This is a genomic window from Methylobacterium tardum (assembly GCF_023546765.1).
Taxonomy (GTDB): Bacteria; Pseudomonadota; Alphaproteobacteria; order Rhizobiales; family Beijerinckiaceae; genus Methylobacterium; species Methylobacterium tardum.
The window spans coordinates 5,584,694-5,610,433 of record NZ_CP097484.1 but is presented as its reverse complement, the minus strand read 5'-3'; the positions used below and the strand labels follow the sequence as shown (position 1 = coordinate 5,610,433).

General features: G+C 70.3%; 25 protein-coding genes and 1 pseudogene. 13 read left to right on the top strand and 13 right to left on the bottom strand.

Features of this window, described 5'->3' with window-relative positions:
* Window positions 1-49: 49 nt before the first annotated feature.
* The 3 genes from M6G65_RS26830 to M6G65_RS26820 all read right to left on the bottom strand — a co-directional run bounded on the left by M6G65_RS26830 (window position 50) and on the right by M6G65_RS26820 (window position 3,029).
* Complete coding sequence (locus M6G65_RS26830) at window positions 50-619, bottom strand: fasciclin domain-containing protein (protein WP_238199775.1); 570 nt, start codon at window positions 617-619, stop codon at window positions 50-52.
* 114 nt (window positions 620-733) lie between these two features.
* Window positions 734-2,308 (bottom strand): sensor histidine kinase, encoded by a 1,575-nt coding sequence (locus M6G65_RS26825; protein ID WP_250103098.1) that lies wholly within the window; start codon window positions 2,306-2,308, stop codon window positions 734-736.
* Between the two features lie 430 nt (window positions 2,309-2,738).
* Window positions 2,739-3,029, bottom strand: coding sequence for a hypothetical protein (locus M6G65_RS26820; RefSeq protein WP_238199772.1), 291 nt, complete (start codon window positions 3,027-3,029; stop codon window positions 2,739-2,741).
* 323 nt (window positions 3,030-3,352) lie between these two features.
* On the opposite strand from M6G65_RS26820, the gene M6G65_RS26815 reads away from it, so the two are divergent.
* Window positions 3,353-3,691, top strand: a complete 339-nt coding sequence (locus tag M6G65_RS26815; protein WP_250103097.1) for a DUF1491 family protein — start codon at window positions 3,353-3,355, stop codon at window positions 3,689-3,691.
* 148 nt (window positions 3,692-3,839) lie between these two features.
* Here the strand turns inward: M6G65_RS26815 and M6G65_RS26810 are convergent, their stop codons facing one another.
* The 5 genes from M6G65_RS26810 to M6G65_RS26790 form a co-directional block, all read right to left on the bottom strand.
* Complete coding sequence (locus tag M6G65_RS26810) at window positions 3,840-4,889, bottom strand: ketopantoate reductase family protein (RefSeq protein WP_250103096.1); 1,050 nt, start codon at window positions 4,887-4,889, stop codon at window positions 3,840-3,842.
* A 402-nt stretch (window positions 4,890-5,291) separates the two neighbouring features.
* Complete coding sequence (gene dgcA, locus M6G65_RS26805; protein ID WP_250103095.1) at window positions 5,292-6,275, bottom strand: N-acetyl-D-Glu racemase DgcA; 984 nt, start codon at window positions 6,273-6,275, stop codon at window positions 5,292-5,294.
* A gap of 1 nt (window position 6,276) precedes the next feature.
* Window positions 6,277-7,290, bottom strand: coding sequence for an N-acetyltransferase DgcN (dgcN, locus tag M6G65_RS26800; protein ID WP_238199766.1), 1,014 nt, complete (start codon window positions 7,288-7,290; stop codon window positions 6,277-6,279).
* Window positions 7,291-7,545: 255 nt separating this feature from the next.
* Window positions 7,546-8,097 carry a GNAT family N-acetyltransferase gene (locus M6G65_RS26795; RefSeq protein ID WP_238199765.1) on the bottom strand — a complete coding sequence of 184 codons (552 nt, stop codon included), beginning with the start codon at window positions 8,095-8,097 and terminating at the stop codon, window positions 7,546-7,548.
* A 227-nt stretch (window positions 8,098-8,324) separates the two neighbouring features.
* Window positions 8,325-9,491, bottom strand: coding sequence for a type III PLP-dependent enzyme (locus M6G65_RS26790; protein ID WP_238199763.1), 1,167 nt, complete (start codon window positions 9,489-9,491; stop codon window positions 8,325-8,327).
* A gap of 718 nt (window positions 9,492-10,209) precedes the next feature.
* On the opposite strand from M6G65_RS26790, the gene M6G65_RS26785 reads away from it, so the two are divergent.
* The 8 genes and pseudogenes from M6G65_RS26785 (at window position 10,210) to dxs (ending at window position 19,144) form a co-directional block, all read left to right on the top strand.
* Window positions 10,210-10,716, top strand: coding sequence for a GNAT family N-acetyltransferase (locus M6G65_RS26785; protein WP_238199762.1), 507 nt, complete (start codon window positions 10,210-10,212; stop codon window positions 10,714-10,716).
* A gap of 432 nt (window positions 10,717-11,148) precedes the next feature.
* Window positions 11,149-13,248 (top strand): methyl-accepting chemotaxis protein, encoded by a 2,100-nt coding sequence (locus M6G65_RS26780; RefSeq protein ID WP_250103094.1) that lies wholly within the window; start codon window positions 11,149-11,151, stop codon window positions 13,246-13,248.
* A 127-nt stretch (window positions 13,249-13,375) separates the two neighbouring features.
* A complete protein-coding gene (locus M6G65_RS26775; RefSeq protein WP_238199760.1) occupies window positions 13,376-14,818 on the top strand; it encodes a polysaccharide biosynthesis C-terminal domain-containing protein in 1,443 nt (480 codons plus the stop codon).
* A gap of 48 nt (window positions 14,819-14,866) precedes the next feature.
* Complete coding sequence (locus M6G65_RS26770) at window positions 14,867-15,481, top strand: DNA-3-methyladenine glycosylase I (protein WP_238199759.1); 615 nt, start codon at window positions 14,867-14,869, stop codon at window positions 15,479-15,481.
* Window positions 15,482-15,522: 41 nt separating this feature from the next.
* A complete protein-coding gene (locus M6G65_RS26765) occupies window positions 15,523-16,083 on the top strand; it encodes an HD domain-containing protein (protein ID WP_373323925.1) in 561 nt (186 codons plus the stop codon).
* A gap of 51 nt (window positions 16,084-16,134) precedes the next feature.
* A complete protein-coding gene (locus tag M6G65_RS26760; RefSeq protein ID WP_238199757.1) occupies window positions 16,135-16,647 on the top strand; it encodes a tyrosine phosphatase family protein in 513 nt (170 codons plus the stop codon).
* Between the two features lie 199 nt (window positions 16,648-16,846).
* Window positions 16,847-17,107, top strand: a complete 261-nt coding sequence (locus M6G65_RS26755) for an exodeoxyribonuclease VII small subunit (RefSeq protein WP_192711363.1) — start codon at window positions 16,847-16,849, stop codon at window positions 17,105-17,107.
* 43 nt (window positions 17,108-17,150) lie between these two features.
* A pseudogene (dxs, locus tag M6G65_RS26750) lies at window positions 17,151-19,144 on the top strand (1-deoxy-D-xylulose-5-phosphate synthase).
* A gap of 101 nt (window positions 19,145-19,245) precedes the next feature.
* Here the strand turns inward: dxs and M6G65_RS26745 are convergent.
* The 3 genes from M6G65_RS26745 to M6G65_RS26735 all read right to left on the bottom strand — a co-directional run bounded on the left by M6G65_RS26745 (window position 19,246) and on the right by M6G65_RS26735 (window position 20,434).
* Window positions 19,246-19,443, bottom strand: a complete 198-nt coding sequence (locus tag M6G65_RS26745) for a hypothetical protein (protein WP_250103093.1) — start codon at window positions 19,441-19,443, stop codon at window positions 19,246-19,248.
* Between the two features lie 143 nt (window positions 19,444-19,586).
* Entirely contained in the window at window positions 19,587-19,982 is a 396-nt protein-coding gene (locus tag M6G65_RS26740) for an NUDIX domain-containing protein (protein WP_238200121.1), read from the bottom strand.
* Window positions 19,979-20,434 (bottom strand): NUDIX hydrolase, encoded by a 456-nt coding sequence (locus M6G65_RS26735; protein WP_238200132.1) that lies wholly within the window; start codon window positions 20,432-20,434, stop codon window positions 19,979-19,981. The genes M6G65_RS26740 and M6G65_RS26735 overlap by 4 nt, the downstream gene beginning before the upstream one ends.
* 246 nt (window positions 20,435-20,680) lie before the next feature.
* Between M6G65_RS26735 and M6G65_RS26730 the strand changes: the two genes are divergently transcribed.
* Window positions 20,681-21,154, top strand: a complete 474-nt coding sequence (locus M6G65_RS26730; protein WP_238200122.1) for a CYTH domain-containing protein — start codon at window positions 20,681-20,683, stop codon at window positions 21,152-21,154.
* Between the two features lie 45 nt (window positions 21,155-21,199).
* Complete coding sequence (locus M6G65_RS26725; RefSeq protein ID WP_238200123.1) at window positions 21,200-21,472, top strand: hypothetical protein; 273 nt, start codon at window positions 21,200-21,202, stop codon at window positions 21,470-21,472.
* A gap of 27 nt (window positions 21,473-21,499) precedes the next feature.
* On the opposite strand, the gene M6G65_RS26720 is transcribed toward M6G65_RS26725, so the two are convergent.
* On the bottom strand, window positions 21,500-22,045 hold the full coding sequence (locus M6G65_RS26720; protein WP_238200124.1) for a hypothetical protein: 546 nt from the start codon (window positions 22,043-22,045) through the stop codon (window positions 21,500-21,502).
* A 183-nt stretch (window positions 22,046-22,228) separates the two neighbouring features.
* A complete protein-coding gene (locus tag M6G65_RS26715; RefSeq protein WP_238200125.1) occupies window positions 22,229-22,462 on the bottom strand; it encodes a hypothetical protein in 234 nt (77 codons plus the stop codon).
* Window positions 22,463-22,820: 358 nt separating this feature from the next.
* Here M6G65_RS26715 and M6G65_RS26710 point away from each other — a divergent pair, with 358 nt between their 5' ends.
* The gene (locus M6G65_RS26710; protein ID WP_250103092.1) at window positions 22,821-23,681 is read left to right on the top strand and encodes a sensor histidine kinase; all 861 of its coding nucleotides are present in this window, start codon (window positions 22,821-22,823) and stop codon (window positions 23,679-23,681) included.
* 92 nt (window positions 23,682-23,773) lie between these two features.
* Window positions 23,774-25,345 (top strand): ABC transporter substrate-binding protein, encoded by a 1,572-nt coding sequence (locus tag M6G65_RS26705; protein ID WP_250103091.1) that lies wholly within the window; start codon window positions 23,774-23,776, stop codon window positions 25,343-25,345.
* Window positions 25,346-25,740: the final 395 nt, after the last annotated feature.

Sequence of the window (25,740 nt, the reverse complement as noted above, 5' to 3'; positions counted from 1 at the left end):
GGCGCCCGCAGCCTCGCCGGAGCTACGGGCACCGATCCGCTTGGGCCAATCAGGGCATCAGCACGGCGTTGACGACGTGGATGACGCCGTTCGACTGCATCACGTTCGGGATGGTCACGGTGGCGGTGTTGCCCTTCACGTCGGTCACGTAAACTTTCTTGCCCTGCACTTCGACGGCAAGCGGCTCGCCGGCGACAGTGGTGAGCGTCCCCTGTCCGCCGCCCTTCTTGGCGAGCGCCATCAGGTCCTGAGCCGTGTAGACGCCCGGGACGACGTGGTAGGTCAGGATCTTCGTCAGCGTCGCCTTGTTCTGCGGCTGCACGAGGCTCTCGACGGTCCCCGGCGGCAGCTTGGCGAAGGCGGCGTTGGTCGGTGCGAACACCGTGAACGGCCCCGGACCGTTCAGCGTGTCGACCAAGCCGGCAGCTTTCACGGCGGCAACCAGGGTGGTGTGATCCTTCGAATTGACCGCGTTCTCGACAATGGTCTTCTGGGCGTACATGGGCGCGCCGCCGACCATCGGGTTCTTGGCATAGGCTGCGCCGCTCGCCCCGAGGCCGAGCGCGAGGGTCAGAGCGAGCGCCTTGGCGGTGCGGCGGCGCGTGTTCCTGGCAAGCATCGTGTTTCCTTCCGTCCGACCCCTCTGAGCGGGGCAGCGCGCGCCCTTACGGAGCCGTCGGAAAGAAAGTTTCGCCGCGTTGAGGCAAACGGATGGGACGGCAACCCCGGCGGCCTATTCGTCCGCCTCGATCGCGGCCAGCGGGGCGGTCAGCGCGCACACCACGCCCTCGGGTTTGTAGCTGAGGTTCGCCTCGCCGCCGAACGCCCCGGCGAGGCCGCGCTCGATCAGGCGGCTGCCGAACCCCCGGCTGGTGGGCGGCGTCACGGGCGGACCGTCGTGCTCGCTCCAGCACAGGCGCACGATCGGCTCCGGTCCTGTCGAGTCGATCGTCCACCCGACGCGGACGCGGCCTCCGGCAACCGACAGCGCCCCGTACTTGGCCGCATTGATCGCCAGTTCGTGGACGATCAGCGCCAGCGACAGCGCGGCCCGGGCGCCGACCTGCACCGGAGGTCCGTCCAGCCGCAGGCGATTGGCCTGTGCGTCGTCGTGGATCGCCAGCGTCCCCCGCAGGATGGCGCCGATGCTGGCGCTTTCGCGCGTGCCGCTCAGCAACAGGTCGTGAGCCTTGCCCAGGGCGATCAGCCGGGCCGCGAGAGCGCTGCGGGCCGCATCAAGATCCACAGCGTTGCGCATGGTCTGCGTGGCGATGGCCTGCACCATCGCCAGCGTGTTCTTCATGCGGTGGCTGATCTCGTGGTTGAGGGTCGCCTGCTGCTCCTCGGCCCGCAGGCGGGCGATGCCGACCTGCACCCGGTCGGCCACGTTGCGGGCGAACGCGACTTCCTCCGGCCGCCATTCCCGCACCGTGGGACTGTGCACGAAGAACACGCCGACCGTGCGTCCCCGCTCGCGCACCGGCACGTTGAGCATGGCGAAAACGTTGATGGCCGTGAACGGCTTGGCGTGGCCCGCGGTGCGGGTGTCGGTCTCGACATTCGTGACCACGAGGGTGTCGCCGCGCTCGATCCCGGGTCCGACCGTGCCGTAATCGGCGAAGCGATGACGGCCGATCAGACTAACCTCGCCGGGTAAGGCCCAATCGTCCGGAATGGTGATGACCTGGCCGGTGCCATCCAGCTCACCATAGCCGGCGCGGCTGGCGTTCAGGGTCCGACCGACGATCTCGGCCGCCTTGGCGGTCATCGCGTCGATCGTGGAGAGGTCGCGCAGCTGATCGCCCAATTCGATCAGCGCGAGACGCCGGGTCGTGGCGGCACGGGCCAGCACCTCCGAGGCCCGCATCTTGGCGAGCTGGCGGCGCTCGCGCAGCAGGATCATCACCTGCCGCGCCAGTCGCCGCAGCGCGTCCTGCTGCGCCTCCGTCAGCCCGTCCGGCCGGGGCTGGTGATCGATGACGCACAGGCTGCCGAGCACACGGCCGCTGGGTGTGCGCAGCGGTGCTCCGGCATAGAAGCGGATATGGGGCTCGCCCGTCACCAGCGGATTGTTGCGGGTGCGCGGATCTGCGGTGAGGTCGGGGATGATCAGCAGATCCGGTTCGCTCAGCGCGTAGACGCAAACGGACCGGTCGAGATCGGTCTCGCAGGGCGGAAAGCCGACCCGCGCCTTGAACCACTGGCGCTTGGCCGCGACCAGGCTGACGAGGGCCACCGGGGTCTGACAGATCAGCCGGGCAATCTGCACCGCATCGCCGAAACCCTCCTCGGGCGCCGTGTCGAGCACGGCGAACGCGTCCAGCTCGGCGAGGCGTTCAGGCTCGGATGTGTCCGGCCTGATGGAGCTTTCGGGGGGTGGATCATGGACAGGGGACGGGGCTCGGCTTGGTCAGTCCTAGCGGCTTCCGGAGGCCGTGTCATCGAATCGCCGCCGGATGGCCGACCGGCGTGGGGAGCACGAAGCCGCAGGCTCCGGTGCGCAGCGGCTCTGGGCTCCGCCCGTCGGGCAGGATCTCACCGAGATGCGTTCGGACCGTCTCGGCCCAGAAAGGCTCCGGGTTTCGGGATCGGAAGCGGAACCCCCGCTTCCGATCCCCAGGGTCAAGGTTAGGGCCATCCTCTGCAGACATCGCGGGCGGAAGTCCCAGCATCAGATGCGGGCCGTTACGGCGCCCTTCGCCAAAGTGGGCATCGGTTCAACGTGAGAGCGTGCGGCTCTAGTATTGTGTGCCGGTAAATCGGCAGATCGTCTTGCAGCGCGGGCCGCCATTGGCCTGCCAGGACTTCGCGTGGCCGATCGAACCGGTCATGTCCTGCGTGGGATTCCCGCCCGGCCGATGCACGACGATGTTGCAGGCATCCTGCGGCGTCCGCTGGTAGCGCGGGCAGGACGCAGAGTCGCGGTTACCGAGCAGATCCATGAGCGTCTCCGAACGGGCGTGAGCCGAGGGCGCAACACCGCACAGGCCGGCGACGATCAGCGTCGCGAGCGAAATCGTTCTCCACATCGGAGTGCTCCTTCTTTCATCGTAAAATGCGAATTCAGGCGCCCTTTGCTCAGATAATCATCAAACAATACTATAGATGTGCGCATTCACACATCGTTCAATTCTTTTTTAATCCTGAAAAATACAAAAATATGCGCTGGAATATTCCAGGCGCCGAACCGTTACAGCCCGGTCGGGCCGCGTCGCGCGGCCGAGGTTGCTCGAGCCGGCGCTTTCACGCATGGCGAAGGCAGCACTCCCCTGGATCCGCAGGGTTCAGGATCCGACCGCCGCATCGGGCTGCCCATCCTGCGGCGAGCCGATTTTCACAGGGCTACAGACGCATGCGCCTGCGCTCCGATTTCTGGGTTTCGGCCCATCTGCGGCGGCTCGACGTCGCGGGCATCCCGGCCGTTCTGCGCCGGCGCGGTGCCGCGGAAGCCGGCGCGATCTTCGTGAAGGTCGATCGCCTCGACGGCAGCGCCGACCTCTACGGACCGGCGCCGCAGGCCCTGTTCGAGGCCGAGGAGAGCGGCGACCGGCGCTTCGCCGCAATGGTCGTCGGCGGCAGCCCGCTCGACGTGGAGGAGCGCCTGACCAAGGAGATTCGGTTCGATTCCGATCTCTGGATCATCGAGATCGGCGACCGCCAGGGGCGGCATTTCCTGGATCTGGCGGAATGACGGATCGCAGATCCGTCCTTGCGAGTGGCGCGACGCAATCCAGAAGTGCCGCGCCGATCGATGGCGCGCGGCTCCGGGTCACTTCGCGACGCTTGTGAGGACGGCGAAAGTGGCGCGACGCCGCGCGGCGTCGCGCCCAGCGCGCCCGTCAGCCCTCGATGATGCGCTCGCCGAGCTTGCGATCGACGGTCTCGACCGTGCGGTCGATCTCGGCATTCGGCTCGCCGAGCTGGTGCGCGATCAGCTTCACCAGCAGGTCGACGCGCTCGATGTAGGGCGCACCGTTCGCCACGGCCCGCGCGGCCGAGGACGGCTTCAGCAGGCTCTCGGCTGCCTTGGCGTACTTCTCGAACGGCACCTGGTCGGCCGGATCGGCGCCGAGCTTCCGGGCGATCCCGTCGACATGCTCGTAGATCGCCCGCGAGCGCGCCAGATCGCCGTGGACAGCGTCGTGGATCGATTGCGGCTCGCCGGGCGTGATGCAGCGGTAGTTGCCGGTCAGCAGCATCGACCACTTGGCCAGCGGAACGAACAGCGAGTCGAACACCTTGAGCTTCACCGGGACGTCCTGCCCGTCGAGGCGCACGGCGTCGATATCGGCCTCCAGTTCCCGGAGCAGGCGGTTATGCGCCTCATCGGCGAAGGTTGCGGCCTTGAAGTTGGTCGGCAGCCCGACATGGAGGACGTTCGCCTCCTCTTCGGGCGGACGGAAGGCCTGCGGATCCGGCGAGCACAGCGACACCAGCCCCGGCTCGAACCGGTCCCAGACGCCGGCATTGGTGTAGGCGTCCTCAAGATCCATGGCGGCGAGCCCCGGGATCCGCTTGAGGTAGGGCAGCGGCGGCATGTTCATGATCGACAGGCACGGCAGCTTCGCCGCCGCGATCTTGATCATGAGGACGCGGATCGTGTGGTTGTTGTACTGCGGCTCCTGCATGGCGAGGCCAACGAGATCGTAGCGCGACACGTCGACCTCTTCCGGCGGCATGGCGTCGACCTTGCCGGGCAGGTCGCGCGAGTGGATCGCGCGGTGCTCCTTCTCGTCGCGGAGCTTGATGCGGACCTCGGTCCCCTCGCGGTTGATCAGGTCGGCGGTCTTCCGGCGGCACACCAGGGTCACGTTGTGACCGGCCATCAGGAGCTTGGTCCCCAGGAGCGAGCCGTAGGAGGCCCCCAGGATCAGGATGTTTCTGGCCACGTCGTTCCTCCCCAGCATTGAAGACTGCTGTTGTGTTGTCTGGCTGCTGGGAACAGCGCGTCCGCGCCACGCCCCCATCGCACCGCCGATGGATGGCAGCCGGGCGGGCGGAACGCAAGCCTTCTGGTATACCTAATCCCAAACCCGTTGTGATGCCCCGCCGGTGACAGGTGGGGCGATCCCTATCCTCTTCGGCTGGCCTCTCCACAGGGTGAGGTCGTCGCGCCCTGTCTTTCAGAGCCGCGCAGCGGAACCCGCAATCCAGCCGCGCTGGCGTGCCAGGATCTTGCACCGTGGGTGGCTCTGGATTCCGGGCTCGTCTTCGGCGCCCCGGAATGACGATGCGGCACGTGGGACGACGAGATCCGCGCTGCGGGTGGCGATACGCGCCCGTCGTACACGCTATCCCCACAGCTCCGGCGTGGGCGGGTACATCAGGCTGCCGTCGTAGTGCAGCGGCGGGTCGCGGTCGCGGGCCAGCAGCAGCGGCCCATCGAGATCGGCGAAATCCGCGTCGTTCGCCAGCAACGCCGCCGGCGCCATGCCAAGCGACGTGCCCAGCATGCAGCCGACCATGATCGAGAGCCCCCGCGCCTTCGCCTCCCGGGCGAGCAGCACCGCCTCGGTCAGGCCGCCGGTCTTGTCGAGCTTGATGTTGATCGCGTCGTAGCGCCCGGCGAGCGCATCGAGGCCGGCGCGGTCGTGCAGGCTCTCGTCGGCGCAGACCGGCACCGGATGGGCGATCTCGGCGAGCAGGACATCGGCGTCGGCCGGCAGCGGCTGCTCGATCAGCGCGACGCCCGCCTTCAGGCAGGCCTCGAGGTTGGCCTCCACGTTCTCGGGCCGCCACGCCTCGTTGGCGTCGACGATCAGCCGGGACTCCGGCGCGCCGGCCCGCACGGCGGCGATGCGCTCCGGATCCCCGTCCCCACCGAGCTTGACCTTCAGCAGCGGCCGGTGGGCGGCCTTGCGGGCGGCCTCCGCCATGCCCTCCGGCGTGCCGAGGCTCAGCGTGTAGGCGGTGATCGCGGGCCGGGGCTCGGGGAGCCCGGCGATGGACCAGGCGGGACGACCCTGGCGCTTGGCCTCGAGGTCGAACAGCGCGCAGTCGAGGGCGTTGCGCGCGGCGCCGGCCTTCATCCGCGCCATCAGCTCCTCCCGGCCGATCCCGGCCGCGATCGCCTCCGCCTGCCCCGCGATCAGGGCGCTGACGCTCTCGACGCTCTCGCCGTAGCGCGGATAGGGCACGCATTCGCCGCGCCCGACCGTATCGCCGTCCGTAATGGTGGCTACTACCACGGCGATCTCCGTGCGGCTGCCGCGGGAGATCGTGAACGCGCCCGCGATGGGAAAGCGCTCGACGGCGAGAGTCAGGCGACGGGCCATGTCAGGCCTCCGGGAAGTCGGCGACGATCCGGTCGACCAGCCCGTCGACACCGAAGCGCACCGGGTCGGTGGCGGGCAAGCTGTGCTCGGCCCCGAGCTTGTCCAGGAGCGCCCGAGCCTCGCCCTCGGCAAGCGCCTGCGTGTTCACCGCAATGCCCACCGGCTTGATCGCCGGGTTGGTCAAGCTGCCGAGCTGCACGGTGAGGTCGATGACCTGCTGGATCGTCGGCAGCGGATGCTTGACGCCGCGCATATTGGTGCGGGTCGGCTCGTGGCAGACGACGAAGGCGTCGGCCTGGGCGCCGTGCAGCAGGCCGAGGCTCACACCGGCGAAGGACGGGTGGTAGAGCGAGCCCTGGCCCTCGATCAGGTCCCAGTGGTTCGGGGCGGCGTCGGGCGAGATCGTCTCGACGGCGCCGGAGATGAAGTCCGCCACCACGGCGTCGATGGCGACGCCACGGCCGGAGATGAACACGCCGGTCTGGCCGGTGGCGCAGAAATCGGCATCGAGGCCGCGCGCGCGCATGCCGCGCTCCAGGGCCAGCACGGTGTACTTCTTGCCGACCGAGCAATCGGTGCCGACGGTGAGCAGGCGCCGCCCCGCCCGCTTAGTGCCCTTGCCGGTGGGGAAGCGCTCGTCGGTGTGGCGCACGTCGTGGAGCTGGCGCCCGCGCCGCGCGGCGGCCTCGGCGATGGCGGGGACCGCGCCGAGCTTGACGTGCAGGCCGCTCGCCACGTCGAGGCCGGCCTCGATCGCCGCCACGATCTCCTTGACCCAGTGGTCCGGCAGCACGCCGCCGGCATTGACGACGCCGATCACCAGAGTGCGACAGCCCTTCGCCAGGGCCTCGGGCAGGGTCATGTCGGGGATGCCGAGATCGGCGGCGCAGCCCGGCAGGCGCATCTGGCCGACGCACCATTCGGGGCGCCAATCCTTGATCCCGTAGGCGGTCTTGGCCGCCAGCGTGTCGGGCACGTCGCCCAGGAACATCAGGTAGGGCGTGGCGATCTGCATCGGTCGAGCAACCTTCTCCGGAGGCCGGCGGACCGTTCTATGCGGGATCGCGGGCGCCCGGCGCAATGCATGAGAGCGGCCAGGACGGTGGACGCGGCCGCAGCCCCGACATGCCAGGCTTGCACTCCATCATCGCGCACAGCGAAGCGACCCAGGGATTCGCTACGGTAAGGGATCACGCGCTGCCCTGGGTTGCTTCGCTGCGCTCGCAAAGACGAGCCGCCGCCTCAACCCGGCGACCCGTGATACCCCCGCTCAGGCCGCGCGTCGTCGCGCGACCTGGGCCTCGTTCGCCACGGCCTCGACCGGTGCGAGCACGCCGGTCGCCCGGACCAGCCCCGCGGCGCCCGCCAGGGCACCCGCGCGCAGCTCAAGCCCGAGGAAGCGCTCCCGCTCGAACGGCCCCGGCAGGGTCAGGCCCTCCGCGAGCACCCGATCGAAGCCGAAGCGGGCGTAATAGGGCGCGTCGCCGACCAGCAGCACGGCGCCGTGGCCGAGCGATTCGGCCCGGCCGAGGGCGGCCTGCATCATCACCGAGCCCAGCCCCTGGCCCTGGATCGCCGGATCGACCGCCAGAGGACCGAGCAGCAGCGCCGGGCGGGCGAGGCCGGCCTCGACGTGCCACAGCCGCAGGGTGCCGACCAGCCGCCCGGCGCGGGTCGCCGCGAAGGCGAGGCCGCGCGCCGGCAGGCGTCCCTCGCGCAGGCGCTCCGAAGTCTTGCCGCGTCGGTTGCCGGGGAAGCACGCGTCGAGCAGGCGCTCGCGCGCCGGGACGTCGTGAAGGTGCTCCGCGCGGATCTCGATCATGACAATGCCCTCCCCGGGGCCGGCATGCGGGAGAAGCGATGGATCGTCTCGGCGAGCGATCAGGGCTGGCCGACGCTTCCGGAGAAACGACAGCGGCCCTTAACGCCGCGTGACCGCAGGGTGGTTCCAGACGAACGGGATCCGTGCGTCCGCCTCCTGCCGCGTGTCACCCGCCGGGAACGGTCTCGGAAGAAGGCCGCCCGGAATGTCCCGGGCGGCACGCGCGATCAGATCACGATCTGCTGAAGGGGCGGGAAGCCGTTGAAGGCCACCGCCGCGTAGGTGGTGGTGTAGGCGCCCGCACCCTCGATCAGCACCTTGTCGCCGATCGAGAGCGAGACCGGCAGCGGGTAGAGCTGCCGCTCGTAGAGCACGTCCACCGAGTCGCAGGTCGGGCCGGCGATGACGCAGGGCTCGGTCGCGTCCCCGTCCCGCGCGGTGCGGATCGGGTAGCGGATCGCCTCGTCCATGGTCTCGGCCAGCCCGCCGAACTTGCCGATGTCGAGGTAGACCCATCGGACCTCGTCGGCCTCGGCGGACTTCTTCGACACGAGCACGACCTCGGCCTCGATCAGGCCGGCATTGCCGACCATGCCGCGGCCCGGCTCGATGATCGTCTCGGGGATCTGGTTGCCGAAATGCTTGGTCAGGCCCCGGAAGATCGCCTCGCCATAGCTCTCCACGCCTGGCACCGCCTTGAGGTACTTGGTCGGGAAGCCGCCGCCGAGATTGACCATCGACAGGCCGATGCCGCGCTCCGCGCACTCGCGGAAGATCCCGGCCGCGGAGCCGAGCGCCCCGTCCCAGGCCTCGGTGTTGCCCTGCTGCGAGCCGACATGGAACGAGATGCCGTAGGCCTCAAGCCCCTGGCGATGGGCGTGCTCCAGCACGTCCGCGGCCATCTCGGGCACGCAGCCGAACTTGCGGGACAGCGGCCAGTCGGCGCCCGCGCCGTCGCACAGGATGCGGCAGAACACCCGGATCTCACCGGCCGGCACGGCCATGGCCTCGGCGGCCCGGGCGATCTTCTCGACCTCGGCCTGGCAATCGACCGCGAACAGGCGGATGCCGAGCTTCAGGGCGCGGCCGATGCAGCGCTCCTTCTTGATGGTGTTGCCGAAGGAGATCCGGTCGGCGGTGGCGCCGGCGGCCAGCACCATTTCCATCTCCGCCACCGAGGCGGTGTCGAAGCAGGAGCCCATCTCGGCGAGCAGGCGCAGCACCTCGGGGGCCGGGTTCGCTTTCACGGCGTAGAACACCCGGGTGTCCGGCAGGGAGCGCGCGAAGGCGGTGTAGTTGTCGCGCACGACGTCGAGATCGAGGACCATCACGGGGCCCTCGTCCTGACCGAGGTCGCGGCGCACGCGCAGGAAGTCACGGATGCGGTCGGTCATGGTCGTCTCCCGGCACGGGTTCGCGTGCGCCCTTCGCGGGGCGCGCTGTCGAAGATGACGGCCCGAACGGGCCGCCGGCGTCAGGGGGCGATGCGTCGCGCAGACTCACGCGCTTTGGAGACGCGTGCGTCAGTGCGGGCGCAGAGCACCCGGAAGCTGCCGTGGATTGGAAGGGATGACCCCCACCGCACGCCGGGCAAAGAGAAACAAGCCTCTTCGGTGCCGGCCTTTGGAGGGCCGACGAGACCAAAAAAGCCCGTTCGTCGTTGCTTTAAGCTGCGTCCCCCGTGGAGAGCGGGGTTCGCCGGTTTCGCCTCCGGCTGCCGGTTGTTGTCGGGGTCCGGTGTTGCCACCTGGATGCCGGCCGTAGGGATCCACCCTTGCGACCATCGATCCTTTAAGACCCCTGGCGGCTGTCCGGCAGTTGACCGGATGCCCACCAACCGACACGCGGCCACAGGCACGTGCGAAATTGGGCAGGGCGCATATACGGAGGCGGGCCCGGCGCGACAAGAGGAAACCGCCCCGGGACGCCCGCTTTTTCGCCCGGAATCCACACCCCGCACGGTCCGTTGCAAAAACGCCGCATCCCGACGGGGCGCAGCGGGCCATGCGGGCTTCCCAAGCGGGGCGGAAGCGGGCATCTGACCGGCGGGGCAGAGGATTCAGGCGAGCGAGCGATGGCCGGGCCGATCAGATCCACCGCGACGGCGAAGGCGTGAGCGCCCCCCTGCGCAACCCGGTCGGCGCCGGGCTCCCCGAGCCGACGATCCGCACCGCCACGCTTGCCGATCTCGACGCCCTGGTCGCCCTGGAGCACGCCGCCTTCGCCACCGACCGAGCCGAGCGCCGGGCGATCCGCCACGCGATCCAGTCACCCACGATGGACGTGCTGGCGGCGCTGATCGACGCGCCGGACGCGGATCCGACCCCGGTCCTCGTCGGCGCCGCGGTGCTGGAGCGGCGGCGCAGCAGCCGGATCGCCCGGCTGGCCTCGATCGCGGTGGCGCCGAACCGTGGCGGCCTCGGCCTCGGCGGCAGGCTGCTCGACGCCGCGGAGGCTCACGCCCGCGCCCGAGGCTGCGACAGGCTCCGGCTGGAGGTGCGCGCCGATAACGGCGCCGGCATCCGCCTCTACGAGCGCCGGGGCTATGTCCGCTTCGCGGTGCGACCCGACTATTACGAGGACGGCATGGAGGCCTGGCGCTACGAGCGCGGGCTCTAGGGGCCTCGCGGGCCCGGCTCGGGCCCGATCGATCGCGTCAATCTACGCAGCCCGCTCCGCCATCACGGGCGATGCGGCGTGACCAGGGCCGAAGAAAGCCGGCCAGGGCCGCGCTGCCCGGGATCGCTTCGCCGCGCTCCGAGGATTGGGGGCGCCCGGACACAGAAGCGGGCCGGATCCGCAGTGCACGCTCGCGAGGGATGAACGGGCCGGACTCACCGTCTCGCCGGATAGAATTTCGACTCCGCGACGCGACGTATAATATGAGCCGGCAGAGCGGTAATTTAAAAGCAGCAAGATACATCGCGATGAGCGACTTTTAAGGCATCTCTAGGCGTAAAATTCGGTCCTATCAAAAAGGCAAAAGGGTTTGTTGCCTGCATAGATCTGACGTCATAAGACGGAACATTGCGAACTTTGGGATCCAGACCCATGACCCACTGGCTGGGACGCTTCTCGATCCGGGCGTTGCTGTGCTTGGTCATCGTGATCATGGCCTGCATGGCCCTGGGCGGCGCGGTTCGGACTCTCGCCGACGCGCGGGCGCAGGTGACGGCTGCGGTCAGGGCCGTGACGCTTACCCAGGCGAGCCAGGGGCTTCTCAAGACGATTCTGCCCCTGCGGGTCGAGCGCGGATCGACGCTCGCGCTCGGGGGTGAGGCGCCCGCGGACGAGAAGACCCTGTCGGCCATCGCGGCCAGCCGACAGGCGATGATCGAGAATGACCGCCGCGCTCAGCGCAGCCTGAACGATCTGGCCGAGCCGGCGGTCGGCGCGACGCTCCCTCGCCTGAACGCCGCCCGGGACGCGATGGCGGCCCTCCGGCCCCGCATCGACGAGGCCCTGGGGCTGCCGAAAGCCCGGCGTGACCCGGCGCTGCGGGGCGCCGTGCTGGACGCGTTCCAAGAGCTGTTGGAGGGCCTGACGGCGACGCTGAAGGCGGTCGACGCGGCCATCCCCCGGTCCGATCCCGTCCTGCAGCGCTATCTCACCCTCAAGCAGGTGGCCTGGGACACGCGCGTCGCCAGCGGCAACGTCGCGGTGCGGGTGCAGGCGTCCCTGGTCGCCGGGACGTCGTGGTCCCTGCCCGAGACGGTCGCAGCGGCGGAAGAGCGAGCCGAACTGCTGAACGCGTGGCGGCGCACGTCTGAGGCCGCGACCGACGTCACGGAGACGGTACGGGCCGCGTTCGAGAAGGCCAAGGCCAGCAACTTCGAGGGGGAAACCAAGGCCATCGCGCAAGCGGTCTTCGACGCGCTGAGCATGCACACCCCCGTGCGCCACACGTTCGACGAGCTGCGCCAGCGCAACACCGAGAACCAGCGCTTCATCGTCGCCCTCTGCGACGCGGCCCTCGACGCGATGGTGGGGCGCGCCGAGACCCTCGCCGACGCGGCCCGGAGCGGCGTTGCGCGCAGCGTGACGGCGTTGCTGGCATTGATCCTCCTGGTCGCCCTGGGCCTGTGGGCCCTGTTTGCCGGCGTGCTGCACCCACTCCGGGCGCTGACGGCGGCGATGCAGGCGCTGGCGGACGGGGACGCGTCCGCCACGGTCCCGGCGCGCGCCTACCGGAACGAGATCGGCGCGATGGCGCGGGCCGTCCAGGTGTTCAAGGACAACCTGATCCACGGCCGCCGGATCGAAGCCGAGGCGGCCGAGGCGCGGGTGGCGGCGGAGGCCCAGCGCAGATCCGACCTGCAGGCGATGGCTCAGCGCTTCGAGCGCACGGTCGGCGGCATCATCGGTCAGGTCTCGGACTCGGCCGGCGCCCTGCAGGTCACCGCCCAGACCATGACGGCCACCGCGACCCAGACCGCCAGCCAGTCCAGCACCGTAGCGGCCGCCGCCGAGGAGGCCGCCGCGAACGTCAACACCGTGGCGGCGGCCGCCGAGGAACTCGGGGCCTCCGTGGAGGAGATCGGCCGGCAGGTCGCGGGATCGACCAAGCTCGCCGGGGGAGCGGTGTCGGAAGCCGACCAGACGGGTGCCCTGGTCCGGGAGCTCAGCGGCGCAGTCGCGCGGATCGGCGCCGTGGTGACGCTGATCCGCGATGTCGCCGAGCAGACGAACCTCCTGGCGCTCAACGCCACGATCGAGGCGGCGCGCGCCGGCGAGGCGGGGCGCGGCTTCGCGGTGGTCGCCGCGGAGGTGAAGGCCCTGGCCGCGCAGACCGCCAAGGCCACCGAGGAGATCGCCGGCCAGATCGCGGGCATTCAGGGGGCGACCGGCGAGGCCGTCTCGGCGATCGACGCGATCACCGGGCGGATCCAGGAGATCAGCGGCGTGGCGAACTCGATCGCGGCGGCGGTGGAGGAGCAGGGTGCGGCCACACGGGAGATCGTCCGGAATGTCGGGCAGGCGGCGACCGGCACCGGCGCGGTGACCAGCACGATCATCGGCGTCGCCGGAGCCGCCGAGGCAACCGGCCAAGCGGCAGGCCAGGTGCTCGAAGCGGCCTCCGCGCTGTCGCGGCAATCCGAGCATCTCGCGGCCGAAGTCGCGCGCTTCCTGGACACCGTCCGCGCAGCCTGAGGGCCCACGGCAGCCGCATGGCGGCTTGGTCCGCCCCGATCCCGCCCGGTTAGGGGAGTTTTACGGGTCCCGCGCTACATCCTGCGGATTGCCCGAGAGAAACACCGCCGCTCATGAGACGCCGTCCATGGCCGTGATCGCCGCCTTCATCATCAATGCAGGGCTGAACTTCGTCCTCGGGCTGCTGATCGCCAAGCTTCTGGGGCCGGCCGATTTCGGCCGGTTCGCGCTGGCGACCACCGGCGCCATCGTGCTGAACACGGTCCTGTTCGAGTGGCTGCGCCTCTCGGCGACGCGATTCTACTCGGGGCGCGTGCGGCTGGACGAACCCTGGATCCGCCACGGGCTCGACCGAGCCTATCTGCGCCTCGGCCTGCTGCTGCTCGCCGCCGCCGCCCTGTGCGGCGCCTTCGGCTTCGCCGGCGGCGCGGACGGGCGCGAGGCGGTCCTGTGCGGCACCGGGATGGCGGCCCTCGGCATCGGCGTGTTCGACTATCACGCGGCGCTCGCCCGGGCGCGGTTCGACGGGCGGCTCTATCTCGGCCTCGTCGCGGTGAAGAACGTCCTGTCCTTCGCCATGATGGCGGCGGCCGCGTGGTGGCTCGTCCAGCCGGCCTGGGTGCTGGCGGCGGCGGGCCTGAGCCAGCTCGCGGCGGTGTTCGTCCTGCGCCATCCCCTACGGGACCCGCGCACCCCGTTCGAGCGGCCGCGCCTGTCCGACACCTGGCGGGTCTTCGCCCGCTACGGCCTGCCGCTCATCGCGGCCAACACCGCCTACCAGTGCCTCGCCTTCGTGAACCGCGGCGCCATCGCGGGCCATGCCGGCTTCGCGGAGGCCGGCTATTTCGCCCTCGCGGCCGACGTGACGTCCCGCTCGCTGACGACGCTCGGCACCGCCCTCGATTTGCTGCTGTTCCAGCTCGCCGTCCAGGCCGAGGAGGAGCGCGGACGCGCGGCCGCGGAGGCGCAGGTGGCGGAGAATGCCGGCACCGTCTTCGCGCTGCTGGCGCCCTGCGCGGTCGGGTTCTGGGCGGTGCTGCCGGCGCTCCAGGGGCTGGTGGTGCCGGACGCCTATCGCGGGCCGTTCGAGACCTACAGCGTCGCGCTGTTGCCCGGCCTGTTCTGCCTGTCGATGATGTTCTACGCCCTCAACCCGGTCTTCCAGATCCGCCGCCGGACGCTCCCGGTGATCGCCGCCGCGCTGGTCGGGCTGGCGGTCAACGGCGCCGGCCTGCTGATCCTGCCCGATCGGATGGGCGGGATCGGGGTTGCGCTGGCGCAGACCGCGGGCCTCGCCGCCGCCGGGCTGTGGCTCGGTTGGCGCGCGCTCACGGGTCTGGAGCGCATCGTCCTGCCGTGGGGGGAGATCGGGGTCGCGACGCTCGCCTGCGCGGCGATGGGGCTCGCCCTCGCCCCGTTCCGCCATCTCCCGCCCGCCACCGCACTGGCGGTCCTAGTCCCGGCCGGGGTCGCCGCCTACAGCGCCCTGGTCTGGATCTTCGACATCGCGGGCCTGCGGCGGCAAGTCCTCGCCCGCTTCCGCCCGGCGCGGACGGTCGCCGCGGAGTAGGAGCGGACCGCCATGGCGTTCCGCTCCTGTTCTCGCTAAACCGGGCGCATGTCCGAGACCGGCCTGATCGATCACCCCGACGGCTGCCCCCGCTGCTGGTGGGCTGGCCTCGATCCGCTCTATGTCGGCTATCACGACACCGAGTGGGGCGTGCCCGAGCGCGACGGCCGGGCCCTCTACGAGAAGCTGATCCTCGACGGCTTCCAGGCCGGCCTGTCCTGGATCACCATCCTGCGCCGCCGCGAGGGGTTTCGCGACGCCTTCGCGGACTTCGATCCGGAGCGGATCGCCCGCTTCACGGACGACGACGTGGCGCGGCTGATGGGCGACACCCGCATCATCCGCAACCGCGCCAAGATCCAGGGCACCATCGCGGGCGCCAGGGCTTGGCTGAGCATCGAGGAGCGCGGCCCCGGCTTCGCGCGCTTCCTGTGGGATTTCGTGGACGGGCAGCCGGTCCAGGGTACGGCCCGGAGCCGCGCCGAGATCGCCACCGAGACCCCGGTCTCCCGGGCGATCGGCAAGGCCCTCAAGGCCGAGGGCTTCTCGTTCTGCGGGCCGACCATCGTGCACGCCTTCATGCAGGCGGTCGGCATGGTCAACGATCACCTCGTCGGCTGCCACCGGCACGGGCCCTGCGCCCGCCTGGGGCAGGCGCGATGAGCGGATCTGCGCCCGACCCGGCCCCGCGCGCGTGGCAGCGGATGCTCTCCGGCCGGCGCCTCGACCTCCTCGATCCCGCGTCCCGCGACATCGAGATCGCCGACATCGCCCACGGCCTCGCCCGGGTCGCCCGCTGGAACGGCCAGACCCGAGGGCCGCATGTCTTCTCGGTGGCCCAGCACAGCCTGCTGGTCGAGGCGGTGGGCCGGCACGTCGCCCCGGCCTGCACCGACCCGGACGGCCTGGAGCTGCTGCTGCACGACGCGCCGGAATACGTGGTCGGGGACATCATCTCGCCGTTGAAGGCCGCGATCGGCGATGCCTATCGCGGCGTCGAGCTGCGGCTGCTGGACGCCATCCGCGGCCGTTTCGGCCTCCCGGCCCCGGCGCCGGCGCTCGCCCGCCTGGTGAAGCAGGCCGACCGGATCGCCGCCCATCTCGAGGCGATCCGTCTTGCCGGCTTCGCGCCGGAGGAGGCCCAGCGCTATTTCGGCCCTGCCGCGGATCTGCCGGACCGGGTGCTGGCGCTCGCCGAGCCCTGGCCGACCGCCGAAGCCGAGACACGATTCCGCGCGCGCTTCGACGCGCTCCGCTCAAGCTGACACGCGGCCGCCCTCGATCCGTCACGATCGCACGCCACTGGCGCGATCACCATGCCGAGCCTCCACGTCTGCCCTCTCTCACGCCTGCCCGAGACCGTCGCGGCGACCGGCGCCAGTCACGTGCTCACGCTGATCAATGTCGGCACGCCGCTGGAGCGTCCTGCCGTGATCGACGCCGAGAACCACGCCGTCATCGGCGTCAGCGACATCGCGGCGGCGCGCGACGGACACGTTCTGCCGGCAGAAGAGCACGTGGCGCGGGTTCTCGACTTCGTCCGGGCCTGGCCGCGGGAGAAGCCGCTGGTGATCCACTGCTATGCCGGGATCAGCCGCTCCACCGCCGCGGCCTTCATCGCGGCCTGCGCCCTGGCGCCCGAGCGCGACGAGGCGGCGATCGCCGACGCCCTGCGGGCAGCCTCCCCGTCGGCGACGCCCAATCCGCTGTTCGTCGCCATCGCCGACCGGATGCTCGGCCGCGACGGGCGCATGGTCGCGGCCATCGCGCGGATCGGCCGCGGCGCCGACGCGTTCGAGGGCACGCCGTTCTGTCTGACGCTCGCGTGACCGCTCTCCCGAACGGGTTTCGTCACGGCCGCCGCGGCGTGTCCGCGGTCGTACGGCGGCGGTCTCACGCCCGTCCCGAGTGTGGCGCAAACGCCGCCGCACGCTTCCAAAACGGTGCGGAGCCGGCCGCCAAACCTGTGCCCTGGGTTGTGGCGACGGGGGCTGGCGCCGTAGAAACCCTCCAAAGGAAGTATCTGGGATGAGTGCGAGCAGACCCGAGGTGGCCCCCGCTGCCGGCGACCTGCCCTTCGAGAAGGCGCTGGAACAGCTCGAGGAAATCGTGCGCCGGCTCGAGCGCGGCGACGTCCCGCTCGACGAGTCGGTGGCGATCTACGAGCGCGGCGAGGTGCTGAAGAAGCATTGCGAAGCGCTGCTGAAGCGGGCCGAGGCGCGGATCCAGCGGATCACCCTCGGCGCCGACGGGCGGCCCGAGGGCGTCGCCCCGCTCGATATGTCCTGAGGCTCGGCGATCAAACCGATCCCATCCGTTAGAGGTTGATGCCGTGGCAATTTCCCCCGAGCAGAGCGCGCTTCTCGACCGAATCCCGAATCCTGCGGCGTTGCGCGGGCTTCCGGAATCGGAGCTGCAGGCTGTGGCGGACGCGGTGCGCGCCGAGATGATCGACGCGGTGTCGATCACCGGCGGCCATCTCGGCTCGGGGCTGGGCGTCGCCGAACTCACCGTCGCCCTGCACCACGTGTTCGACACCCCCGACGACCGCATCGTCTGGGACGTCGGCCACCAGTGCTACCCGCACAAGATCCTCACCGAGCGCCGCGACCGCATCCGCACGCTGCGCCAGGGCGGCGGCCTGTCGGGCTTCACCAAGCGGAGCGAGAGCGTCTACGACCCCTTCGGCGCCGCCCACTCCTCGACCTCCATCTCGGCCGCGCTGGGCATGGCGGTCGCCCGCGACCTCGACAACGCCACCGCCAAGCAGACGGGCGGCGCGCAGAAGCGCCGCAACGCCATCGCGGTGATCGGCGACGGATCCATGTCGGCCGGCATGGCCTACGAGGCGCTCAACAACGCCGGCGCCCTCCACTCGCGCCTGATCGTCATCCTCAACGACAACGACATGTCGATCGCGCCGCCCGTCGGCGCCATGTCGGCCTACCTCGCCGGCTGGCGTCCGGCGGCGCCTACCAGTCCCTGCGCGAGACCGCCAAGCAGCTCGGCAAGCTCCTGCCGAAGGCCCTCTACCAGCGCGCCGCCGCGGCCGAGGAATACGCCCGCTCGCTGGTGGTGGGCGGCGGCACCATGTTCGAGGAGATGGGCTTCCACTATGTCGGCCCCGTCGACGGGCACAACCTCGACCACCTGCTGCCGGTGCTCAAGAACGTCCGCGACGCCGAGCACGGCCCGATCCTGCTCCACGTGGTCACCCGCAAGGGCAAGGGCTACGCGCCGGCGGAAGCGTCCGCCGACCGCTACCACGGCGTGGTCAAGTTCGACGTGGTCTCGGGCGTGCAGGCCAAGGCCAAGCCGAACGCGCCGGCCTACACGCGGGTGTTCGGCGAGAGCCTGATCAAGGCGGCGGACGCCGACGACAAGGTGGTGGCGATCACCGCCGCGATGCCGGGCGGCACCGGCATCGACCTGTTCGGCAAGGCGCATCCGGACAAGACCTTCGACGTCGGCATCGCCGAGCAGCACGCGGTGACGTTCGCGGGCGGTCTGGCGACCGAGGGCTACCGGCCGTTCGTGGCGATCTACTCGACCTTCCTGCAGCGGGCCTACGACCAGGTGGTGCACGACGTGGCGCTGCAGAACCTGCCGGTGCGGTTCTGCCTGGACCGGGCGGGCCTGGTCGGCGCGGACGGGGCGACGCATGCCGGCGCGTTCGACCTGGCGTATCTGTGCTGCCTGCCGAACATGACCGTGATGGCGGCGGCCGACGAGGCCGAGCTGGTGCACATGGTGGCCACCGCCCACGCCCATGACTCGGGCCCGATCGCCCTGCGCTACCCGCGCGGCGAGGGTGTCGGTGTCGAGCTTCCGGAGCGGGGCGAGGTCCTGGCGATCGGCAAGGGCCGGGTGGTGCGCCGGGACGCGGAGGCGCGTGTGGCGCTCCTGAGCCTGGGCACGCGTCTGTCGGAGGCGCTGAAGGCGGCCGACGCGCTGTCCGAGCAGGGCGTGGCGGTGACAGTGGCGGATGCGCGCTTTGCCAAGCCGCTGGACGAGGCGCTGATCCTGGAGCTTGCGCGGGAGCACGAGGTTCTGATCACGATCGAGGAGGGCTCGCGGGGCGGGTTCGGCGCGATGGTGCTGCATCTCCTGGCGGAGCGGGGGGCTCTGGATGCGGGGCGGGTCCGGGTGCGGACGATGACGCTGCCGGACAGCTACCAGGACCACGACAGCCCGGAGAAGATGTACGCCGAGGCCGGCCTGGACGCCGCCACCATCGTCAAGACCGCCCTCGACACCCTGCCGGAGGCCGCCGGCAAGGCGGAGCCGGCCAGCAACGTGGTGAGCGTGCGCCGTCGGCCGCGCTGAGCCCGATTTCCTGTTCCGCGGCGACCGACCCATCCGGCGCTGTGGCCAAACGAGAAGGGCCAGCCTGACGGCTGGCCCTTTTGCTTGGTCGGGGCGCGGCCTTACTCGGCCGCCGTCATCTCGGGGGTGTAGTGGCCGCACCAATCCTGTGCGGCGACCACCGGCCAGAGCCCCTTGGACTCGGGTGCGGGCTGGCTGACGGGCGGATTGAAGCGGCACAGGCCGGCATCGTTCTGCGCGACGGCGCCGTTGCCCTTGTGCTCGCCGAAGAACCGGCAGGTCTCGCACTTCGCGTTCATGGTCAGGCTCCTATGGGATCGGCGGCGCAGGGCCGCTGCGACCTCAAACAAACGGGCATGGAACTTAGAAATGATCCAATCTACGCCATCAACGGCGGGGCGCCCGGCCGGTTCCCCGGGCTAGCCGGTCTGATCGGCACGGATCAGCGCGCGAAGAACGCCGCCACCATGGCATCGTGGGTCGGGAAGGCCGTCCGGACAGGCGCGTCGACAACCAGAACCTCGAGAACCTCGCCGTCGGGCTCGCCCCGATCCGCGAACCGGGCCGGCTGGCTCTCGCAGAACAGCAGGTTCTGCCGCCGGTCCGGCGTGGTCACCACCGAGAGGAGGCGTAGCGGCTCGGCCGCGATCTGCAGTCCGGTCTCCTCCAGCACTTCCCGTGCGCCCGCCTCCTGCCAGCTCTCGCCGCGCATCTGGTAGCCGCCGGGCAGGGCGAGTTGGCCGTAACCGTCGGCCAAGCCGCGGCGGATCATGAGCAGGCCGCTCTCCACCGGGACGAGAACCACCACGACGGTGGGCATGTCGTCGTAGGCGCTCACGCGCGGCGGTCGTGCGGCGCCGCGAAGCCCGCCAGCAGCCGCTGGAGCTCGTCCTCCTCGACAAGGCGCGCCGCTTCCTCAGGCGCGAACCATTGCAACGTCCGCTGATCCCGCTCCGGCCAGCGCTCGTGCTGCACCTCGACCCGCAGGGGATACACGCGCACCTTGCAGGGAAGTGCGAGGCCGTCCTCGAGGCGCTTCTCGTAGCGATACCACCCAACCGGACTGGCCGCGATCTGGCCCTTCAGGCCGGCCTCCTCGAACGCCTCCCGCTCGGCCGCCCGATGCGCCTTGCGGCCCAGCATCGGCCAGCCCTTCGGGATGATCCACCGCCCCGTGTCGCGCGAGGTGATCAGGAGAACCTCGATCCGGCCGTCCGCACCCACGCGGAACGGCAGGGCCGCGACCTGCTTGAGCGGCTTGGCATGCGCCTTCCGCAGCAGCTTCTTCAGGCTGGGACGCTTGGATACCGTCTTCAGTGCTGACCTCGGCGACGAGAGGGAATGGTTCTTCTGCGCGCGATCCTGCAATCGAAAGTCTCCTCCCGCTTTTACATAGTTGAAGATGTCGGGTTTGCATCCTGGCTAAAGTGTCGGCGAGCCATGCCTGTAACGCCGTGCCGCGAGCCTACCGGCGCGCTTGCGTTGCGCCGCCTTGTTGGCGAAAGCTTTCGGCGTCGAACACCAGCGAGTCGCGGCATGTCGGTCGAGATTGAGCGCAAGTTCATTGCGAGCCCGTCGGTTCTGACCTTGTGTCAATCGGGGACGCCCCTCGTTCAGGGCTATCTCGTCGCCGACGACACCGACACGATCCGCATCCGCCAAGCCGGCGCGCACATGCTGGTGACCTGGAAAAGCCCCCGGCATGGGATCAGCCGCGACGAGATCGAGTTTCCGATCGCGCCGGAGGACGGCGCGGAGCTTCTGGCACGCCTGCCGGCCGGTCGGCGGCTGGAAAAGACGCGCTACCGGGTCGAGCATGCCGGCGCCGTCTGGGATGTCGACGTGTTCGGCGGCGACCTCGCCGGTCTGATCCTGGCCGAGATCGAACTCGATCGGGAGGACCAGCCCGTGGTGCTGCCCCCGTGGGTCGAGCGCGAGGTCACGGCGGACGCGCGCTACCGCAATTCCCGGCTGGCCGCGGGCGCCCTTCCCGAGCAGCTGGCGGCGTGAGAGCGCGGCGCGTGAACGCACGGGTCGCGGCGCCGTTCTAACGGAATGGGCGACAACCCGACCAACGGACCCACCAAGAGCCTGATCACCTGGACGCAGGATGTGACGGCCGGCGTGCCGCTCCCACGCTTCGTCGGACGGGTCGGCGCGGTGCAGGTCGGAATCTGCGAGTACGACGGATCGAGCCGGTTCTGGACGTGGTGGAGCCCGCTCGCCGAGGACATCTGGGGCCATGGCCAGGATGCCGAGGGCGCCCAGCGCGGCTGCGAGGCATGGCTGCGCGGCTGGATCGAGAACTTCAGACCGTTCTTCGCCTGACCGCGCCGAGGTCGGTCAGGCGACGGATCAGCGACAATATTGCGGCAGGCGGCGCTTCCAGCGCTCGCCGAGCCGCAGCTCGGTCCCCCGGCGCCAGGAGGGAACGGGTCGCGGCGACGGAGCCTGACCGGGCTGGGCCGGGATCGCGCGGGCGGAGGCTTCGACCACCTCGGGGGCGGCAGCGGTCTCGGGCCGAGGGGCGGCCCGGCGAGGCTTGGCCGCCGGCTCCGCCGCGAGGGTCTGCTCAACGCGGGCCCGCGGACGGCGCACCCGCGGCGTCGCGACCGGTTCGGACTCGACTGCGGGGGCAACCTCCGGCTCGGCCGAGATCTCGAACATCGGGACCAGGCTCGGAAGAACGCGCCGGGCCGGTGCCTGTGCAGGGCGCTCCTCCTGCCGGGCGGCCGGTGCAGCCGGAAGGTCCGGCTGGGTCGGCTTCGTCTCGGCCTCGGCCAGTTCTGGCCACAGGTTCTTGGCCGAGCGCGTGGCTGGATGAGACGAGGTCAGCGATGTGCGTCCGGTACGGGTGTGCTTGACTTCGACCATAAATGGTCGCGCGCTGCGGCGCTTCATGTAGAACGATCCTCGGAAGCATCCGGCCGATACATCAACGGCACGAACACCCACAGGCTAAGCCTGATCTCCGGAGATGTCCAGAAAGACGAACCCCGACGCGATAGATTTCTTCGGTATTGAGACCGGGTCTCGCGGCATCCGAGCGCCGGAACGTTGGAACAGCGCCGGATTTCGGCCTGATCAGGCGGCCTGCGCCTGGGTCGTCGTGCCCCTTACCGGCGCAGCGCGGTTGGGCTCGAACAGCGACCGGTACAGAGCCGCCGGCGTCCGGGCCCGGCCACTGCCGTCCGTGATCGTCACGTCGGCCATGCCGGCCGCGATCAGGCTCATGCCCTGATCCAGGGCGGTCAGGACCGAGGCGTGCTGGTAGGCGAACCGGCGCGCGGACAGGCGTGCGGAGACGGTGAAGTTCATGACGACGATCCTGGAAAGCCCCGCCCGCCCTCGGACTTGGAGGACGGCAACACCGCGCGAGGACCGGAATCCGGTCGCTCGGCGCGGCGACCGCGGTCTGATGACCTGCAATAAAGTCCTTATATTGACGAAAGCTTGTTATCTTCGATCTTTTTAAACGGTTAAGAGGCTCAAGCCAGTCCTGCGCCACGGGCGGCCGGTTCGATGCCGGCCGGCGGGTCGGCGCGCGGCATCGAACCGGCCGCAACCCGCGCTCGAAAAAACGCGCGCGTTAACGGACGTTAGCGGCCCGCCGCACGACATCGCCTATGGTCGCGCTTGCCGATCGAGGGCCGGGGCGTGTCGATAGGTGTCCACGATGTCGGGGCGGCGTCCGGAATCCACCGCCGAAACTGCGTATCTGCGGCGCTGCCTCGAAGAGGCCGGCGAGCGGGCCGAGCGGGCCTTCGCGCTGATGGCGGACATCGACGCCGCGCGGGTCCAGGAGGTGGCGGAGAGCCGCGCGCAGGCGGATGCCAGCCGGGAGCGAAGCCTGGAGCGGGAGGTTCAGGTCCTGCGGGCGCGTCTCCAGGCCTCCGAGCAGGCAGCGGCCCGCCTGCGGATGCGCTGCGAGCATCAGACCTCCATGATGCGCGAGCTCTCGCATCGCCTGAAGAACTCCTTGACGCTGGTGCAGGCCATGATCAGCCAGACGCTGCGGAATCCGCCGAGTCTCGCCGACGGCCGTGCCGCCCTGCTGGCGCGGGTCGTGGCGCTGGGACAGGCCCATCGGGTTCTCGCCGAGGAGCGTTGGCTCGGCACGTCGGTCCGGCGCACCGTCGAGACGGCCCTGGCCACCCATGCCGGGACCGATGCCGCCGAGCGGTTCGCCGTGACGGGACCGGCCGTTCGCCTGGGCCCGCGCCAGACGGTGGCCCTGTCGATGGCCCTGCACGAGCTGGCGACCAACGCCACGAAGTATGGCGCCCTCTCCTGCGAGACGGGGCGCGTGCGGATCGTGTGGCACACGGCCCGGGGCGAGGCGGGGCGAACGCTTCACCTGTGCTGGAGCGAGCATGGCGGCCCGCCGGTGACGCCCCCCGAACGACGCGGCTTCGGATCCCGGCTGATCGAGCGAACCCTGACCGACACGCTCGGGGGCGACGTGGTTCTCCGCTTCGCGCCGGACGGCGTCACTTGCAGGATGAAAGCCGTGATCCAGCGCCTGCGGGAGACGTGAGGCGGGCTTAACTGAGCCTGGACACAACCCTGGCGTTCCTTGGCCCGGTGCGTGCTACCATCCGGCGGGACAAACCGGACGGACGGGCGGGCATGCTGAACAGACGATCTTTCGTGGCCCTCACGGGCGCCGCGCTCGCGGCCCCGGCGCTGGCGCAGGGCACGGCCTCCCGGACGCTCAAGTTCATCCCGCAGGCCGACCTGACGGTGCTCGATCCGATCTGGACGACCGCCTACGTGACCCGCAATCACGGGCTCGCGGTGTTCGACACCCTCTACGGCACCGATGCGAGCTACGCCGCACAGCCGCAGATGGTCGCCGGCCACACGGTGGAAAATGACGGCACGCTGTGGCGCCTCACCCTGCGGCCCGGGCTGACCTTCCATGACGGCAGCCCCGTGCTGGCCCGCGACTGCGTGGCGAGCATCGCCCGCTGGGGCAAGCGCGACGCGATGGGCCAGACGCTCATGGCCTACACGGACGAACTCTCGGCCCCCGACGACCGGACGATCCAGTTCCGCCTGAAGAAGCCCTTCGCGCTCCTGCCGGACGCCCTCGGCAAGGTCGGCTCGCCGATCTGCGCGATCATGCCGGAGCGCCTCGCCAAGACCGACCCGTTCACCCAGGTGACCGAGATGGTCGGCAGCGGCCCGTTCCGCTTCAAGGCGGACGAGCGCGTGGTCGGCGCCCGCGTCGTCTACGAGCGCTTTGCGGGCTATGTCCCTCGCGAGGGCGGCGAGCCGCAATGGACGTCGGGCCCGAAGCGGGCCTTCGCCGACCGGGTCGAGTGGACCATCATCCCCGATCAGGCGACCGCCGCCTCGGCCATGCAGACGGGCGAGATGGATTGGTGGGAGCAGCCCCCGGCCGACCTCGTGCCGACGCTCGGCAACCTGACGACGCGGATCACCGATCCGACCGGCCTGATCGGCTGCCTGCGGATGAACCAGCTCCAGCCGCCCTTCGACAATCCGGCGATCCGGCAGGTGCTGCTGAAGGTCGCCGACCAGACCGACTTCATGCAGGCCGTGACCGGCACCGACCCCAAGCTGATCCACGTGCCGACCGGCTTCTTCTGCCCCGGCCTGCCGATGGCGAGCGATGTCGGCCTCGGGGCGCTCACGGGCAAGCGCGACTACGAGGCGGCCAAGAAGGCGCTCGCGGCGGCGGGCTACAAGGGCGAGAAGGTGGTGCTGATGGGCGCCTCAGACTTCCCGAGCCTGAAGGCGCTTGCCGACGTGGCGGCCGACATGCTGACCCGCGCGGGCTTCAACGTCGACTACCAAGTCATGGATTGGGGCTCGGTGGTGCAGCGGCGCGCCAAGAAGGATCCTGTCGCCCAGGGCGGGTGGAGCGCGTTCTGCACCTTCTGGGCGGGGCTCGATCAGGCCAACCCGGCGGTCAGCGCCTTCCTGCGGGGAACGGGACAGAGCGCCGCGATCGGCTGGCCGACCAGCCCGGCGATCGAGGCGCTGCGGGATCGATGGCTCGACGCCCCCGACACCGCCGCGCGCAAGACGCTCGCGGGCGAGCTCCAGCAGCAGGCCTTCACCGACCTGCCCTACCTGCCGCTCGGGCAGTACTTCAACCAGACCTCGTACAAGCCGTCCCTGACGGGGGTGCTCGACGGCGTGCCGGTGTTCTGGAACGTCAAGAAGGGCTGAGGCGGAGGGGCCGCTCCCTTTCAAGGCGCCGAGCCGAGGGCGCGGGATCAGCGGCTCCGGCGCGGGCGCGCGGCCTTTTCCCGGATACTCGGAACGCGGAAAGGGCCGCGTTCCCGCGACAGGGATCGCGCGGAACCGGCGGCCGGCCCCCTGCAGAACACCTGCAGCCCTCCTGCCAGAGCCTGCTGTGTCGCCGGTTCGGCGGTCTTCACGGGTATCCTGCCATACGAAGACGCCGTCACGATCAACAGATCCGCTCCGTTGAAGCCCCGGGAGCGCTTCCCAGCCGTGTCGCGAACGGGTTAAGCAGGGTCGGCACAGGTCACCGCCAGAGATGACCGGCCCGCGAGGAAGCCCGAGACGTCCGTCTCACCGCCGTCGCGGCGGTGCATCGA

Coding starts and splice junctions, on each gene's coding strand:
- M6G65_RS26770 (WP_238199759.1), top strand. CDS start 14,867: ATGTCCGAGACCGGCCTGATCGATCACCCCGACGGCTGCCCCCGCTGC.
- M6G65_RS26710 (WP_250103092.1), top strand. CDS start 22,821: ATGTCGGGGCGGCGTCCGGAATCCACCGCCGAAACTGCGTATCTGCGG.
- M6G65_RS26725 (WP_238200123.1), top strand. CDS start 21,200: ATGGGCGACAACCCGACCAACGGACCCACCAAGAGCCTGATCACCTGG.
- M6G65_RS26755 (WP_192711363.1), top strand. CDS start 16,847: ATGAGTGCGAGCAGACCCGAGGTGGCCCCCGCTGCCGGCGACCTGCCC.
- M6G65_RS26730 (WP_238200122.1), top strand. CDS start 20,681: ATGTCGGTCGAGATTGAGCGCAAGTTCATTGCGAGCCCGTCGGTTCTG.
- M6G65_RS26715 (WP_238200125.1), bottom strand. CDS start 22,462: ATGAACTTCACCGTCTCCGCACGCCTGTCCGCGCGCCGGTTCGCCTAC.
- M6G65_RS26720 (WP_238200124.1), bottom strand. CDS start 22,045: ATGAAGCGCCGCAGCGCGCGACCATTTATGGTCGAAGTCAAGCACACC.
- M6G65_RS26795 (WP_238199765.1), bottom strand. CDS start 8,097: ATGATCGAGATCCGCGCGGAGCACCTTCACGACGTCCCGGCGCGCGAG.
- M6G65_RS26775 (WP_238199760.1), top strand. CDS start 13,376: ATGGCCGTGATCGCCGCCTTCATCATCAATGCAGGGCTGAACTTCGTC.
- M6G65_RS26830 (WP_238199775.1), bottom strand. CDS start 619: ATGCTTGCCAGGAACACGCGCCGCCGCACCGCCAAGGCGCTCGCTCTG.
- M6G65_RS26780 (WP_250103094.1), top strand. CDS start 11,149: ATGACCCACTGGCTGGGACGCTTCTCGATCCGGGCGTTGCTGTGCTTG.
- dgcN (WP_238199766.1), bottom strand. CDS start 7,290: ATGCAGATCGCCACGCCCTACCTGATGTTCCTGGGCGACGTGCCCGAC.
- M6G65_RS26765 (WP_373323925.1), top strand. CDS start 15,523: ATGCTCTCCGGCCGGCGCCTCGACCTCCTCGATCCCGCGTCCCGCGAC.
- M6G65_RS26790 (WP_238199763.1), bottom strand. CDS start 9,491: ATGACCGACCGCATCCGTGACTTCCTGCGCGTGCGCCGCGACCTCGGT.
- M6G65_RS26760 (WP_238199757.1), top strand. CDS start 16,135: ATGCCGAGCCTCCACGTCTGCCCTCTCTCACGCCTGCCCGAGACCGTC.
- dgcA (WP_250103095.1), bottom strand. CDS start 6,275: ATGGCCCGTCGCCTGACTCTCGCCGTCGAGCGCTTTCCCATCGCGGGC.
- M6G65_RS26815 (WP_250103097.1), top strand. CDS start 3,353: ATGCGCCTGCGCTCCGATTTCTGGGTTTCGGCCCATCTGCGGCGGCTC.
- M6G65_RS26705 (WP_250103091.1), top strand. CDS start 23,774: ATGCTGAACAGACGATCTTTCGTGGCCCTCACGGGCGCCGCGCTCGCG.
- M6G65_RS26820 (WP_238199772.1), bottom strand. CDS start 3,029: ATGTGGAGAACGATTTCGCTCGCGACGCTGATCGTCGCCGGCCTGTGC.
- M6G65_RS26745 (WP_250103093.1), bottom strand. CDS start 19,443: ATGAACGCGAAGTGCGAGACCTGCCGGTTCTTCGGCGAGCACAAGGGC.